15 protein-coding genes are annotated in these 14501 nt (G+C 70.3%); 6 read left to right on the forward strand and 9 right to left on the reverse strand.

Going from position 1 to position 14501, the window contains the following annotated elements:
* Positions 1-32: 32 nt before the first annotated feature.
* Together VM685_RS01560 and VM685_RS01565 are read left to right on the forward strand one after the other, a co-directional pair.
* Entirely contained in the window at positions 33-470 is a 438-nt protein-coding gene (locus VM685_RS01560) for an HIT family protein (protein ID WP_325458348.1), read from the forward strand.
* Entirely contained in the window at positions 467-1378 is a 912-nt protein-coding gene (locus VM685_RS01565; RefSeq protein WP_325458349.1) for a phytanoyl-CoA dioxygenase family protein, read from the forward strand. The genes VM685_RS01560 and VM685_RS01565 overlap by 4 nt, the downstream gene beginning before the upstream one ends.
* Positions 1379-1441: 63 nt before the next feature.
* Here VM685_RS01565 and clpA read toward each other — a convergent pair whose 3' ends face one another.
* From clpA to VM685_RS01585, 4 genes are all read right to left on the reverse strand, one after another.
* Positions 1442-3763: an ATP-dependent Clp protease ATP-binding subunit ClpA gene (gene clpA, locus VM685_RS01570; protein ID WP_325458350.1), complete on the reverse strand. Its 2322-nt coding sequence runs from the start codon at positions 3761-3763 to the stop codon at positions 1442-1444.
* Positions 3764-3769: 6 nt separating this feature from the next.
* Positions 3770-4099, reverse strand: a complete 330-nt coding sequence (clpS, locus tag VM685_RS01575) for an ATP-dependent Clp protease adapter ClpS (RefSeq protein ID WP_325458351.1) — start codon at positions 4097-4099, stop codon at positions 3770-3772.
* 146 nt (positions 4100-4245) lie between these two features.
* Positions 4246-5520, reverse strand: a complete 1275-nt coding sequence (locus tag VM685_RS01580) for a DNA polymerase IV (RefSeq protein ID WP_325458352.1) — start codon at positions 5518-5520, stop codon at positions 4246-4248.
* Positions 5517-6380, reverse strand: a complete 864-nt coding sequence (locus tag VM685_RS01585; protein ID WP_325458353.1) for an ROK family protein — start codon at positions 6378-6380, stop codon at positions 5517-5519. Before VM685_RS01585 ends, VM685_RS01580 begins: the two co-directional genes overlap by 4 nt.
* Positions 6381-6485: 105 nt before the next feature.
* Between VM685_RS01585 and VM685_RS01590 the strand changes: the two genes are divergently transcribed.
* On the forward strand, positions 6486-7154 hold the full coding sequence (locus VM685_RS01590; RefSeq protein ID WP_325458354.1) for a hypothetical protein: 669 nt from the start codon (positions 6486-6488) through the stop codon (positions 7152-7154).
* A gap of 22 nt (positions 7155-7176) precedes the next feature.
* Here VM685_RS01590 and VM685_RS01595 read toward each other — a convergent pair whose 3' ends face one another.
* Positions 7177-7833, reverse strand: a complete 657-nt coding sequence (locus tag VM685_RS01595; protein ID WP_325458355.1) for a hypothetical protein — start codon at positions 7831-7833, stop codon at positions 7177-7179.
* 110 nt (positions 7834-7943) lie between these two features.
* Between VM685_RS01595 and VM685_RS01600 the strand changes: the two genes are divergently transcribed.
* The 3 genes from VM685_RS01600 (at position 7944) to VM685_RS01610 (ending at position 10187) form a co-directional block, all read left to right on the forward strand.
* A complete protein-coding gene (locus VM685_RS01600) occupies positions 7944-8309 on the forward strand; it encodes a response regulator (protein ID WP_325458356.1) in 366 nt (121 codons plus the stop codon).
* A gap of 3 nt (positions 8310-8312) precedes the next feature.
* Entirely contained in the window at positions 8313-9677 is a 1365-nt protein-coding gene (locus tag VM685_RS01605; RefSeq protein WP_325458357.1) for a PleD family two-component system response regulator, read from the forward strand.
* A gap of 72 nt (positions 9678-9749) precedes the next feature.
* On the forward strand, positions 9750-10187 hold the full coding sequence (locus VM685_RS01610; RefSeq protein WP_325458358.1) for a hypothetical protein: 438 nt from the start codon (positions 9750-9752) through the stop codon (positions 10185-10187).
* 59 nt (positions 10188-10246) lie between these two features.
* Here the strand turns inward: VM685_RS01610 and rpmG are convergent, their stop codons facing one another.
* From rpmG to VM685_RS01630, 4 genes are all read right to left on the reverse strand, one after another.
* Positions 10247-10414 (reverse strand): 50S ribosomal protein L33, encoded by a 168-nt coding sequence (rpmG, locus tag VM685_RS01615; protein ID WP_012521869.1) that lies wholly within the window; start codon positions 10412-10414, stop codon positions 10247-10249.
* 98 nt (positions 10415-10512) lie between these two features.
* Entirely contained in the window at positions 10513-11238 is a 726-nt protein-coding gene (locus VM685_RS01620) for an NUDIX hydrolase (RefSeq protein ID WP_325458359.1), read from the reverse strand.
* Between the two features lie 66 nt (positions 11239-11304).
* Positions 11305-13620, reverse strand: coding sequence for a ribonuclease R (gene rnr, locus VM685_RS01625; protein WP_325458360.1), 2316 nt, complete (start codon positions 13618-13620; stop codon positions 11305-11307).
* A gap of 38 nt (positions 13621-13658) precedes the next feature.
* The gene (locus tag VM685_RS01630) at positions 13659-14459 is read right to left on the reverse strand and encodes an alpha/beta fold hydrolase (RefSeq protein ID WP_325458361.1); all 801 of its coding nucleotides are present in this window, start codon (positions 14457-14459) and stop codon (positions 13659-13661) included.
* Positions 14460-14501 lie beyond the last annotated feature (42 nt).

Here is a 14501-nt window from a genome sequence, read left to right on the forward strand (position 1 = left end):
TACGAGGCTTGGAAGCACCTCGGGAGCACGCCATGAGCCTGGACGGGACCTACGACGACGGCAACATCTTCGCCAAGATCCTGCGGGGCGAGATGCCTGCCGCGCGGGTGTTCGAGGACGAGCACGTCTTCGCCTTCATGGACGTCTTTCCGCAGTCGAAGGGCCACACCCTGGTGATCCCCAAGCACTCGACGGCGCGCAACCTCCTGGAGGAGGAGTCGCAGGTGCTCTCGGAGCTGATCCTCGGCGTCCAGCGGGTGGCGCGCGCGGTGCGCGCCGCGCTCAAGCCGGACGGGGTGGTGATCACCCAGTTCAACGGCGCGCCGGCCGGCCAGACGGTCTACCACCTGCACTTCCACATCATCCCGCGCTGGGAGGGCGTGCCGGTGGGCCGTCACGCCGGCGGCCAGATGGCCGACCCTGAGGAGCTGAAGGCGCTGGCCCAGCAGATCGCGGCCCAGATCACGTGAGCGGGCCTCCGGCGGTCCCGCCCTTCGAGGGTGCCGGCCTCGAGGCCTATCTCGCCGCCAACCGCTTCGACGCAGAGACCGAGGCCTTCGTCCGCAGCCTGGCGGAGAAGGGCTATGCCCTCGTCGACCTGGGCGACGAGGCCCGCGGCCTCTGCGACCGCGCCGTGGCCGACACCGATCCCTATTTCGCCCGCCGCCCGGGCGCCAACCGCATCCAGGACGCCTGGCTGCGCTCGCGGGCGGTGAAGCGGCTTGCGGCCTGGCCGAAGGTCGGCCGGCTGCTGGAGGCCGCCTACGGACGCCGCGGCTTCCCGTTCCAGACCCTCAACTTCCTGAAGGGCAGTCAGCAGGGCCTGCACCCGGACACCATCCACTTCCACAGCGTGCCCGAGCGCTTCATGTGCGGCGTATGGATCGCCCTGGAGGACGTGCAGCCGGGGGCGGGGCCCCTGGTCTACCGCCCGGGCTCCCACCGCCTGCCGGTGATGACCATGCGCGAGGCGGGCGTGAATACGCCCGAGCCCACGCCGGAGCACTACGAGAGCCACTTCGTGAAGCGGTTCGCCGAGCGCCTCGCCGCCAGCGGCTTCCCCGAGGAGCTGGCAATGGTGAAGAAGGGTTGGGCCTTCGTCTGGGCGGCCAACCTGGCCCACGGCGGCTCTCCGGTCACCGACCCGGCGTCGACCCGGCGCTCCCTCGTCGTACACTGGTACTTCGAGGACTGCCTCTACTACACGCCCATGGTCTCCGACGTGGAGGCCGGCCGGCTCGCCCTGCGCCTGCCTGCGGACGTCGCGGGCGGCGGCTGGGTGTGGCCCAGGCGCGGGGGCAGGGCGGTCTTCCCGGGCGTGAAGCCGCTGGCCGCCGAGGTCCTGAAGCGGGTCTTCCGGCCGCTGCACATCCTCTGAGGCGCACGAAAAAGCCCCGGTCCTCGCGGCCCGGGGCTCTTGTCTCGTCGCCGGATCGGCCGCCTACTCGGTGAGCTCGGCGGCGTCCTCCTCGGCCGGGTTCTCGATCACCGGGGCGCCGCGCTCGCGCGTCTCGCCCTCGATCTCGAAGCCCAGCTTGCCGTCCTTGAGCACCACGCGGACGTGGCCGCCCTTGACCAGCCGGCCGAACAGGATCTCGTCGGCCAGCGGCTTCTTGATGTTCTCCTGGATGACCCGGCCCAGCGGGCGGGCGCCGTAGAGTTCGTCGAAGCCGTTCTTGGCCAGCCAGTCCGCCGCCTCGTCGTCCGTCTCGATGGTGACGTGGCGGTCGGCGAGCTGCGCCTCCAGCTGGATGATGAACTTCTGCACCACCTGCCGGATGATCTCCGGGGTGAGCGCCTTGAAGTGCACGATGGCGTCCAGGCGGTTGCGGAACTCCGGCGTGAACAGCCGCTTCAGCGCCTCGTCCACCTCGTCCTCGGCCTTGCCGCGGCCGAAGCCGATGGAGTTGCGCTGGGCGTCCGAGGCCCCGGCGTTGGTCGTCATGATCAGGACGACGTTCCGGAAGTCGATCTTCTTGCCGTTGGAGTCGGTCAGCTGACCGTGGTCCATGACCTGCAGGAGGATGTTGTAGACGTCCGGGTGCGCCTTCTCGATCTCGTCGAGCAGGACCACCGCGTGCGGATGCTGGTCGACGGCGTCGGTCAGCAGGCCGCCCTGGTCGAAGCCGACGTAGCCCGGAGGCGCGCCGATCAGGCGGCTGACCGTGTGGCGCTCCATGTACTCGGACATGTCGAACCGCAGGAGCTCGATCCCGAGGGTGGAGGCCAGCTGTCGCGCCGTCTCGGTCTTGCCGGTGCCGGTGGGGCCGGTGAACAGGTAGCAGCCGATCGGCTTGTTGGCGTCGCGCAGGCCGGCCCGGGCCATCTTCATGGCCGACGACAGGCTGTCGATCGCCTCGTCCTGGCCGTAGACCGCGCGCTTCAGGTCGCCTTCCAGCTGCTTCAGCGCCTCGGTGTCCGACTTGGAGACCGACTTCGGCGGGATGCGGGCGATCTTGGCGACGACGCCCTCGATCTCCTTCAGGCCGATGATCTTCTTCCGCTTGCCCTCGGCCAGCAGCATCTGCGAGGCGCCCGCCTCGTCGATGATGTCGATGGCCTTGTCCGGCAGCTTGCGGTCGGTGATGTACTTCGCCGACAGCTCCACCGCCGCCTTGATGGCGTCGTTGGTGTACCGGAGCTTGTGGAAGTCCTCGTAGTAGGTCTTCAGACCCTTCAGGATCTTGATCGTGTCGTCGATCGTGGGCTCGTTCACGTCGATCTTCTGGAAGCGCCGGACGAGCGCCCGGTCCTTCTCGAAGTGCTGGCGGAACTCCTTGTAGGTCGTGGAGCCCATGCACCGCAGGGTGCCCGAGGCCAGCGCCGGCTTCAGCAGGTTCGAGGCGTCCATCGCCCCGCCCGAGGTGGCGCCCGCGCCGATCACGGTGTGGATCTCGTCGATGAACAGGATCGCGTCGGGGTGGTTCTCCAGCTCCTTGACGACCTGCTTGACCCGCTCCTCGAAGTCGCCGCGGTAGCGGGTGCCGGCCAGCAGCGCGCCCATGTCGAGCGAGAAGATAGTCGAGCCGGCAAGCACGTCGGGGACCTGCTTGTTGACGATCTTGCGCGCCAGGCCCTCGGCGATGGCGGTCTTGCCGACACCGGGGTCGCCCACCAGCAGCGGGTTGTTCTTGGTCCGGCGGCAGAGCACCTGGATCGCGCGCTCGACCTCGGCCATGCGGCCGATCAGCGGATCGACCTTACCCTGCTTGGCCTTCTCGTTGAGGTTGATGCAGTAGGCCTCGAGCGCCTCGCCGCCAGTCTTGACGGTGGGCTTGTCCTCTTCTTCGGCGCCCTTCACGGGCTTGGCCTCGCCGGCGCCGGCCTTCTTGGCGATGCCGTGGGCGATGTAGTTCACCGCGTCGTAGCGCGTCATGTCCTGCTCTTGCAGGAAGTAGGCGGCGTGGCTCTCGCGCTCGGAGAAGATCGCCACCAGCACGTTCGCGCCGGAGACCTCCTCGCGGCCCGAGGACTGCACGTGGATCACCGCGCGCTGGATCACGCGCTGGAAGCCCGCCGTGGGCTTGGCGTCCTCGCCGTCGTCCACGACCAGCGAGCGCAGCTCGTTGTCGACGTAATTGGTCAGGGTGGTGCGGAGCGACCCGAGGTCCACGTCGCAGGCGCGCATCACCGCCGCGGCGTCTTCGTCGTCCACCAGGGAGAGCAGCAAGTGCTCAAGCGTAGCGTATTCGTGCTTGCGCTGGTTGGCGTAGGCGACGGCGCGATGAAGGGACTCTTCGAGCTGGCGCGAAAATGAAGGCAAGAGCCTCTAATCCTTTTCCATGGTGCACTGCAGCGGGTGCTGGTGCCGGCGTGCGGTATCAACGACCTGGGCCACTTTTGTTTCCGCCACTTCGTACGTGAACACCCCGCACACACCCACGCCGTGCTGGTGTACGTGCAGCATGATCCGAGTCGCGTCTTCGCGCGACTTATTGAAGAATTGCTCAAGCACATAAACGACGAATTCCATCGGAGTGTAGTCGTCGTTCAGCAGAAGCACGCGATACATCGCGGGTTTCTGCGTCTTGGGCTTTGTCTGTGTGATCACGGCCGACCGAACGCCGGTGTCGTTATCACCCTGCTTGCGTTCGCTCATCGAACGGATCTCCTGACGAGGCCACCGCCCCGTCCTTGAGTGATTAGATATGGAAAACATTTCCATTTGGAAGGGCCCAAGTGTCACGCCCCCGCGCGGTGGCCGGCTTTTGTGCCTGCGGCGCGCGATCGGGGCCATGACGCCCATCAATCCTCCTTGAGCGCCGCCTTTGCACGCAGAATCCGGCCTGACGTCACGGCGCCCGCCCCGAAGCGGGCCCGAAGCGCGTCGAGCGTCTTCTCGGAGGCCAGAGCCCGACGCTCCTCTCCGGCGAAGAAGTCGCCTTCCACCGCGTCGGCCTCCACCAGCTCGGCCATGCCGATCCCGATCAGGCGGAACGGCCGCCCGTCCGCCTCCCGGGCCAGCATCTCGCGGCCCACCGCGAACAGGGTCTTCGCCGTCTGGGTGGGCAGGGCGATGGTCTTGCGCCGGGTGTGGATCTTGAAGTCTGTGGTCCGGAGCTTCAGCGTCACCACCCGGCCGGCGACCCCGTCCTTGCGGGCGTGGCGCGCGACCTTCTCGCTGAGCTCGGCCAGGACGTCCTCAAGGTCGGAGAGGGCCGACAGGTCCTCGTTGAACGTCGTCTCGGCGCTGATCCCCTTGCGCGCCTCGTGCGGATTGACCGCCCGGGTGTCGCGGCCGTGCGCCAGTTCGAAGAGCCGCAGCCCGTGCGCGCCGAAGCGCGAGGCCAGGTCCTTCTGCTCGGCGCGGGCGAGGTGGCCCACGGTGCGGTAGCCGGCCTTCTCCAGCGAGGCGACCATGGCCGGGCCGACGCCGGGCAGGATGCCCACCGGCCGGCTGCTGAGGAAGCTCTCGGCCTCCGCCGCCCCGATCACCGAGAAGCCGCGCGGCTTGTCGAGGTCCGAGGCGATCTTGGCCAGGAACTTGTTGGCCGCCAGGCCGATGGAGACGGTCAGCCCGGTCTCGGCCTCGATCCTGGCCTGCAGCCGGGCCAGCGTCAGGGCCGGCGCCGCGCCGTGCAGCCGCTCGGTGCCCGACAGGTCCATCCAGGCCTCGTCCAGGCTCAGGTTCTGGATCAGCGGCGTGAGCTCGCCGGCCAGGCCGAGGATCCGCTGGCTCTCGAAGCGGTACTTGCTGAAGTCCGGCTTGATGACCACGGCCTCGGGGCAGAGCTTCAGCGCCTTGAACATCGGCATGGCCGAGCGCACGCCGGAGATCCGGGCGATGTAGCAGCAGGTGGTCACGACGCCGCGCCGGCCGCCGCCCACGATCACCGGCCGGTCGCGCAGCTCGGGCCGGTCGCGCTTCTCCACGCTGGCGTAGAAGGCGTCGCAGTCCATGTGGGCGATGGACAGGCTCTCGAGCTCCTCGTGGGCCACCACCCGCGGCGAGCCGCAGGACGGGCAGCGCCGCACCGCCTGCGGGCCCGTGCAGAAGCAGTCGCGGCAGAAGGCCCTCATGGCGGCGGCCACAGCCAGGCCGCGCCGCGCACGCCCGACGAGTCGCCGTGGACCGCCCGGCGCACCGGCGTCTCGAAGACGTCGGAGAACACGTGTGGGGCGATGGCGCCGGGCAGGCGGTAATAGAGCAGGTCGACGTTGGACAGGCCGCCGCCCAGGACGATCACGTCCGGATCGAGCACGTCGCACACCATGGCCAGTCCCCGCGCCAGCCGGTCGACGTAGCGATCCAGCGCCGCGTCGGGCTCGGCGGCGACCGCTTCCGCGGGCCGCCCGGCGTCGCGGGCCAGCCCCGGCCCGGAGACCCACAGCTCCAGGCAGCCGCGCCGGCCGCACCAGCATGGCGGCCCCGGATATTCCTCGGCGCTGGGCCAGGGCAGGGGCGCGTGGCCCCATTCGCCGGCGAAGCCGTTGCGCCCCTCCACCAGGCGCCCGTCCACGACGACCCCGGCGCCCACGCCGGTGCCGAGGATGGCGGCGAACACCACCCCGGCGCCCGCGCCGGCTCCGTCCGTCGCTTCGGAGAGGGCCAGGCAGTTGGCGTCGTTGGCGTAGCGGACCGGCCGCCCCAGCGTGCGCGCCAGGTCCTGGGGAAAGGCGCGGCCGTTGAGCTGGGTGGAGTTGGCGCCGCGCACCAGACCGCTCTTCGGCGACACCGAGCCCGGACCGCCGACGCCCACGCGGGCGGCGCGCGCCCCCGCCTGCCGCTCGGCCTCGGCCACCAGGGCGCGCACGGCGTCCAGTCCTTCGCCGTAGTCCTTCGGCGAGGCCGCCCGCACGCGCGCCTGGAAGCGCCCCTCGGCGTCCAGCGCCGCGGCCTCGATCTTGGTCCCGCCGAAGTCCACGCCGATGCGGATCATCGGCCCTTGATACCTGATTTGTTCCCGCCGCGCCGAGCCCGGCCTGCGACCCTTCGGCTTTTCCCTACGGAAGGCTATAACCGCGCCTCCACAGGGAGGCATGAAATGAACAGGACCATCGCCCTCGGCGTCGTGGCCTCGGCTGCGCTGGCGGCCGCCGCGTTCGGCGTCCACGCGCAGGACAAGCCGAAGCCCGATCCCAAGATGAGCTTCTTCATCACCAGCGAGGGCGTCGGCGACGGGGCGAACCTCGGCGGCCTGGCCGGCGCCGACAAGCACTGCCAGATGCTGGCCGCGCGGGTGGGGGCCGGCAAGAAGACCTGGCGGGCCTATCTCAGCGCCGACGCCGCCGGCGGCAAACCCGCGATCAATGCCCGCGACCGCATCGGCCGCGGCCCCTGGTACAACTTCAAGGGCGAGATGGTGGCCCGCGACGTGGCCGACCTGCACTCCGACACCAACAAGCTCGGCAAGCAGACCTCCCTCACCGACGCCGGCGCGGTGGTCAACGGCCGCGGCGACACGCCCAACCAGCACGACATCCTGACGGGCTCGGCCCTGGACGGGACGCTCGCCACCGGCGCGTCGAACCTGACCTGCGCCAACTGGACGGCGAACGGCGAGGGCGCGGCCCAGGTCGGCCACCACGACCGCACCGGCGGGGGCGCCAACCCCACCTCCTGGAACTCGGCCCACCCCTCCCGCGGCTGCAGCCAGGCGAACCTCGCGGCCTCCGGCGGCGCGGGCAAGTTCTACTGCTTCGCCGCGAAGTAGGCGCCCGGCGCGGCGGTCGCCCCTAGCGGGCGATCGCCGCCTCGATGGCCGCTGCCAGCTCCGCCCAGTCGTCGTGCCGGGCGTGCCGGTCCGACCGGGGCGCCAGCGGCCGCAGCCGCTCGTCGGCCACGTGCTGGAAGGTGGCCACCCAGGGCGCGTGCTCGGCCACCGAATCGAGGTTCGGCAGCAGGTCGTCCACGAAGGCGGCCGGCTGCGGCGTCTGGGAGGCCAGCGCGTGGGTCACCGGCCCCTTCGGCCCGGTGTTGAGGATCAGCGGGTGCGGCAGACCGTGCCGCTTCAGCCAGGCCGAGCGCAGCCGCTCGGCGTCGGCCGGGGCGTTGGAGAGAATCAGGATCTCCGCCCGGCCGCCCAGGCGCTTCAGGGCCTCCACCGCCCCCGGCGCGGGTTCGATCTCGCCGCAGCCCGTGCGGAAGAACTCGTCGAACAGCCGCTTGCCCTCGTCCACCGGCAGGTGCTCCGCCGCCCCAGGGCGATAGATGTTCTGGAACAGGGCGAAGCGGTCGACGCGGAACTCGTAGCCCTGGGCGGCCAGGAAGGCCCCGAACCCCTGCATGAACAGGCCCAGCACCTCGTCCACGTCGACGATCACCAGCGGCCGCTCGACGGAGAGGCCGAGGTCCGCGAGGCGCGGGGCGGAACGGGCGGCGGGGTCTGCCAAGGCTTGCGTCCTGACGCGGCTAACGAAGTTTAAGGATATCCGGTTGATCAATGGGCGCGAGATGAGGATCGCCGTGTGCGGGTCTCCTCAGGAACAGCGCCGGGTCCCGAATGCCCAAGAAGGTCCTCATCGTCGAGGATAACGAGCTGAACATGAAGCTCTTTCATGATCTGCTCGAAGCCCAGGGGTACGAAACCCTCCAGACCCGCGAAGGACTCGCGGCGCTGTCGCTTGCCCGCGAGCATCGCCCCGACCTGATCCTCATGGATATCCAGCTGCCGGAGATCTCGGGGCTCGAGGTCACCAAGTGGCTGAAGGAGGACGAGGACCTCGCCTCCATCCCCGTGGTCGCCGTCACCGCCTTCGCCATGAAGGGCGACGAGGAGCGGATCCGCGAGGGCGGCTGCGAGGCCTACATCTCCAAGCCGATCTCGGTGTCCCACTTCCTCGACACCATCAAGCGCCTCCTGGACTAGGCGATGACCGCGCGGATCCTCGTCGTCGACGACATCGAGGCGAACGTGCGCCTGCTCGAGGCCAAGCTCTCGGCGGAATACTACGAGGTGCTCACCGCCCAGGACGGCCCCACGGGCCTGGCCATGGCCGCGGCCGAGAAGCCCGACATCATTCTGCTCGACGTCATGATGCCCGGCATGGACGGCTTCCAGGTCTGCCGGCGGCTGAAGGACGATCCCGAGACGCGCCACATCCCGGTGGTGCTGGTCACCGCCCTGGACGGCCGCTCCGACCGCGTGGCGGGGCTGGAGGCCGGGGCCGACGAGTTCCTCACCAAGCCCATCGACGACGTCATGCTGTTCGCCCGGGTGCGCAGCCTGACCCGGCTGAAGGCGATCATCGACGAGCTGCGCGAGCGCGAGGCCTCCGGCCGGCGCATGGGCCTGATCGGCGGCGCGGTCTCGCGCATGGGCGGGACCGGCGGGCGCATCCTCATCGTCGACGACCAGGAGCGCCAGGCCCGTCGGGTGTGCGTCGAGCTCTCCATCGAGCACCGCCCGATCGTCGAGACCGATCCGGAGAAGGCCCTGATGACGGCCCGCGGTCCCGTGGACCTGGTGATCGTCAACGCGGGGGCCAAGGCCTTCGATGGCCTGCGCTTCTGCGCCCAGCTGCGCTCGGACGAGGCCACCCGCAACCTGCCGGTCCTGGCCATCGTCGACTTCGACGAGCGGCAGCGGCTGGTGAAGGCGCTGGAGATCGGGGTCAACGACATCCTGGCCAAGCCGATCGACCCGCAGGAGCTGGCGGCGCGGGCCAAGACCCAGATCCGCCGCAAGCGCTACACCGAGCACCTGCGCGACAACCTCGACCATTCGCTGGAGCTGGCCGTCACCGACCAGCTCACCGGCCTGCACAACCGCCGCTACATGACCGGCCAGCTCGAGGCGCTGATGCGCCGCGCGGCGCACGGCGGCAATCCAGTGTCCCTGCTGGTGCTCGACATCGACCACTTCAAGAAGATCAACGACGGCTTCGGCCACGATGTCGGCGACGAGGTGCTGAAGGAGTTCGCCGTCAGGCTGGCCTCCAACGTCCGCGCCGTCGATCTGCCCGTCCGCTACGGCGGCGAGGAGTTCGTGATCGTCATGCCCGACACCAAGCTGGTCGACGCCCGGCGCATCGCCGAGCGGATCCGGCTGCACGTGGCCGGCTCGCCGTTCCGGGTGATGGGCGGCAAGGAGCTGCTCAGCGTCACCATCTCGATCGGCGTGGCCACCAGCCTGCCTGGCGAGGAGGCCCCCCAGAGCCTGCTCAAGCGCGCCGACGAGGCCGTCTACGAGGCCAAGGCCTCCGGCCGCAACCGGGTCATCGCCCACGCAGCTTGACTGTAGCGGGCCGGCTCGGCCTTCATGCCGCCGTTTTCGGAACGGGGGTATTCGATGAGGTTTGGAGTTCTTGTGGCCGCGGTCCTGAGCGCGGGGGGCCTGGCGACGTCCGCCGCGGCGGAGTGCACGGTGGTGACCAACGAGGTGGTCATCGTCAACAACGGCGTGTTCCTCGAAGCCGGCGTGCCGATTCCCCTGCAGCTGAAGGTGCAGTGGCGCGTCGAAGACAGCGTGTCGGGCTTCCTCGACGTTCCGCACGGGTCGAGCATCTCGCGTCCGTATCCCGGGAACTACCCGCTGATGGTGGACCTGCAGTACTCCGACAAGCTGCGGACCTGGCACAACGGCGGGAGCATCAACATCGTCGCGGCGGTGAACCAGAAGCTCCAGCAGGCCTGTCGCAACTCCAACGGGCAGGTGAAAGCTCTTACCCAGGTGATCATGGGGGAAGCCAGCGTGTCCGGCGTGGGCTACGGCGTCGAGACGAGCTTCGTCGCTGACCAGCCCTGAAACGAAAATGGCCCGGCGGGAGCCGGGCCATTCATCTGCGTCTGCGCTGGCGCGACGCCTTACTTGATCTTGCCTTCCTTGAACTCGACGTGCTTGCGCACGATCGGGTCGTACTTCTTCAGCACCATCTTGTCGGTCTTGGTGCGGGCGTTCTTCTTGGTCACGTAGAAGAAGCCGGTGTCCGCCGTCGAGTTCAGGCGGATCTTGATGGAGGCGGGCTTCGCCATGGGTCTCGTCCTCGGGCGGGGCCAAAGCGGATGGGCACCGCCGGCGGGTGTTCGAAAGAGCGGCGGAAAATACGAATCCGCAGCGGGAAGTCAATGCACTAGAGGTGTGCGGGCTTCATCCCGCCCGCCCGGAACCGCAGGAACGGCTTCGGCCGCTGCGGATCCTCCATGCGGGCCACGGCCTCGCGCAGCATCATCCGGGTGACCGAGGGCAAGGGCAGCGCCTGGGCCTCGTCGAAGTCCACCCAGGCGATCTCGTCCAGTTCGCCGCAGTCGGCCTGGCGGTCCAGGCTCATCAGCCGCTCGGCGTCGGCCAGCAGGAACCAGGTGTCGAACCGCTTGCCGACCATCGGCGGGGTGATGGCGCGGGCGATGACGTCCAGGGCCTCCAGGTCGGGCAGGGCGCCCTGCTCGATGAACGGCCGCCAGGGGCCGGCGGAGGGTCGCTCGGGCCCCGGGCGCGCCAGCAGCAGGCCCGCCTCCTCCCAGGTCTCGCGCACCGCGGCCAGGGCCAGCGCCCGGCCGCGGCCCGGCTTCAGATAGGCGTCGAACACCGCCTGCACGTCGGGCCGCAGGTCGGTGGCGAACGGGGCGCGGTAGTCCGCCCGGTCGATCCGCCCGCCGGGGAACACCCAGCGGTCGGGCATGAAGCTGTGGCCGCCGTGGCGCCGGCCCATCAGGACGCGCGGCTTGGCCGCGTCGCGGCGGATGATCATCACCGTGGCGGCGTTCTTCGGCCGCACGGCGCGCTGGCCGGGGACGCGCGGCGGGCCCTCGGGCTTGAATCCCGGGGGATCTGGCGGATCTGGCGGAGCGTCACTCATGCGAACAACTGTATGACCCGCGCCGGAGCCGTGGGAAGCGCGACGTAACGTCAGCCCGGCCGTGACCTAGCGCCGCTTGCCGCCGCCCATCTTCTTCTTGCGGCCGGTCTTGATCCCCGCGGGCCGGCCGCTGTGCGGCTTGGGACCGCCCGGGCGACGGTCGCCGCGGGCGCGGACGCCCAGGCGCGGGCGGGGCGCGTTGCGGTCCGGCGGGGCGGGCTCGCTCAGCATCTCGAACAGCAGGCCGCCGGTGATCGGGGTGGCCTCCTCCAGCCGCACGGTCACCGCCATGCCGAGCGGCCAGCGCGCCCCGGTCCGCTCGCCGACGAGCGCGTGCGCCCGGTCGTCGTGGACGAAGTACTCACCGCCCAGCTTCGACACCGGCACCAGGCCGTCGGCCCCGGTCTCGGCCAGCCGCACGAACAGCCCGAAGCGGGTGACGCCGGTGATCTTGCCCGCGAACTCCGCCCCGATCCGGTCGGACAGGAAGGCGGCGATGTAGCGGTCGGTGGCGTCGCGCTCGGCGGCCATGGCCCGCCGCTCGGACGCGGTGATCATCTCGGCCGTGAGCTTCATCTGGCTGATGTCGCGGTCCGAGAGGCCGTCGTCGCCGAAGCCCAGGGCCCGGACCAGCGCCCGGTGGACGATCAGGTCGGCGTAGCGGCGGATCGGCGAGGTGAAGTGCGCGTACTTGGCGAGGTTCAGCCCGTAGTGGCCGATGTTCTCGGTGGAATAGATCGCCTGCATCTGGCTGCGCAGCACCACCTCGTTGACGATCTCGGCGTGCGGCGTCTCGCGGGTCTGGTCCAGCAGCCGGTTGAAGCGCTCGGTGCGCGGCGCCTCGCCCTTGGTCCAGCTGATCTCCAGGGTCTGCAGGAAGTCCACCAGGGCCTGCAGCTTCTCCTGGCTGGGCGCGTCGTGGATCCGGTAGATCTGCGGCGTCTTCTTCTGCTCCAGGGTCTCGGCGGCCGAGACGTTGGCCTGAATCATCATCTCCTCGATCAGCCGGTGGGCCTCGAGGCTCGCGCGGGGCGTGATGGAGGTGATCTCGCCCTCGCGGTTGATGGCGATCTTCCGCTCCATGCTCTCGATGGCCAGCGGCGAGCGCGCGTCGCGGCCCTTCTTCATCACGCCGTAGGCGGTCCACAGCGGCCGGATGATCGACTCCAGGATCGGGCCGGTCTTGTCGTCGGGGGTCCCGTCGGCGGCGGCCTGGGCCTGCTCGTAGGAAAGCTTGGCGGCCGAGCGCATCAGGCCGCGCACGAAGCGGTGCGAGCGCTTGCGGCCGTCCGCGCCGAACACCATCCGCACGGCCATGCAGGCGCGGTTCTCGCCCTCCCGCAGGCTGCACAGCCCGTTGGAGAGCCGCTCGGGCAGCATCGGCTCCACGCGGTCGGGGAAGTAGACGCTGTTGCCCTTGTCGCGCGCCTCGCGGTCGAGCGCGCTGTCGGGCCGCACGTAGGCGGCGACGTCGGCGATGGCCACCCAGACGATCCAGCCGCCGGGGTTCTTCTCGTCGGTGTCCGGCTCGGCATAGACCGCGTCGTCGTGGTCGCGGGCGTCGGCCGGGTCGATGGTGATGAAGGGGACGTCGCGCAGATCCTCGCGGCCGGCCAGGGTCGGCGGCTCGGCGGCTTCCGCCTCGGCCTCGGCCGCCTGGCTGAAGCCCATGGGGATGCCGTGGGTGTGGATGGCGATCAGCGAGGCGGCGCGCGGCTCGTCCTCGCGGCCGACCACCTCCAGCAGCTTGCCGCTCTTGGGGCCGTAGCGGCGCTCGGCGGCGCCCACCTGGGCGATCACCAGGTCCCCGTCGCGCAGGCTCTCGGCCTGCTCGGGCGAGAGCACCAGGCTCTCCTTGGTGCGGCGGTCCACCGGCTCCACGCGCACCTCGCGCCGGGCCTTGCGGACGACGCCCAGGATGCGGTGGGCGCTCTGGCCGAGCCGCTTGATCAGCCGCGCTTCGAACTCGCCGCTCTCGACCCGCACGAACCGCACCAGCAGCCGGTCGCCCAGGCCCGGCGCCTGGCCCGCCTCGGCCTTGCGGTCGGGGGCCAGCAGCACCAGCGGCGCGTCCTCGGCCTTGGCCAGCTTCACCAGCAGCTCGCCGTCGGGATCGCGCTCCACCACGTCGACCACGCCGACCTCCGGCAGGGCGCCGGTCTCGGCGAAGCCCTTGCGGCCGCGCCGCGCCAGCGCGCCCGAGTCCTCCAGCTCCTTCAGCATCTCCCGCAGCGCCCGGCGGTCCGCCCCCTTCAGGCCGAAGGCGCGGGCGATGGCGGCGCGGTCGGCCTCGCCCGTCTCGCGCAGGTAGTTCAGCAGGGTGTCGCGGTCGGGCAGCCCTTGCGGGAATCGGGCGGCTTTGGGGATGCGGGGTCGGGCCATGGCGTTGCTTAGCACGAACGCCGCGGGCCTTTCGCGGTTCAGCCTTCCAGCAGGAAGGCGGCCATGGCGGGCGTCGCCGTGCGGTCCTGGATCATGAACAGGTGGCCGCCCTCGAACACCTGCAGGCGCGCACCGGGGATCCGCGCGGCGAGCCGCTCCTGGATGTCCAACGGGGCGATGCCGTCATAGCGGCCGGCGGCGACCAGCACGGGACAGCGGACCTGCGGAAGCCGGTCCCAGGTGTCGTGGCCCGCGCGGGCCTCCAGCTGCCGATGCGCGCCCGCGGCGTGGCCTGGCTCGTCGGCGAAGGGATCGGCCGAGGCGAGCTCCACGAGCTTTTCGTACGGGTCGGGATTGGCCGCGGCCCAGGCCTCGTCGCGCCGGGTGTCGGAGATCGGGATCATGTAGCGGGCCCGGGCCACGCCCTTCAGGTGCTCGATCTCGTGGAACGGGAAGGACGAGCCGCCCGCGCCGCCGGGCGAGGTGCAGGCCAGCACCAGCCGGCGCACGCGCTGCGGGTGTCTGAGCACCAGCTCCTGGGCCACCATGCCGCCGAACGAGACGCCGATGACGTACGCGTCCGCCCAGTCGAGGTGGTCCATCAGGGCCGCGGCGTCGTCGGCGTAGTCGGCCATCGAATAGGGGACGTCCGGCTTGTCCGACTGCCCGAGCCCCCGCTGGTCGTAGGAGACCATGTCAAAGCTGCGGGGCAGGGGCCCGTCGAACTGGTTGGGCTTGTTGCGCAGGTCGCCGCCGGTCCCGGAGATGAACAGCAGCGGCGGGCCGGACCCCGCCCGCTCGTAGTACAGCCCGATCCCGTTCGCCTTCGCCGTTGGCATCCACAACTCCGCTCATCCCGGCGGAAGCCGGGACCCAAGCCG

It is taken from the genome of Phenylobacterium sp. (assembly GCF_035539035.1).
Classification (GTDB): domain Bacteria; phylum Pseudomonadota; class Alphaproteobacteria; order Caulobacterales; family Caulobacteraceae; genus Phenylobacterium.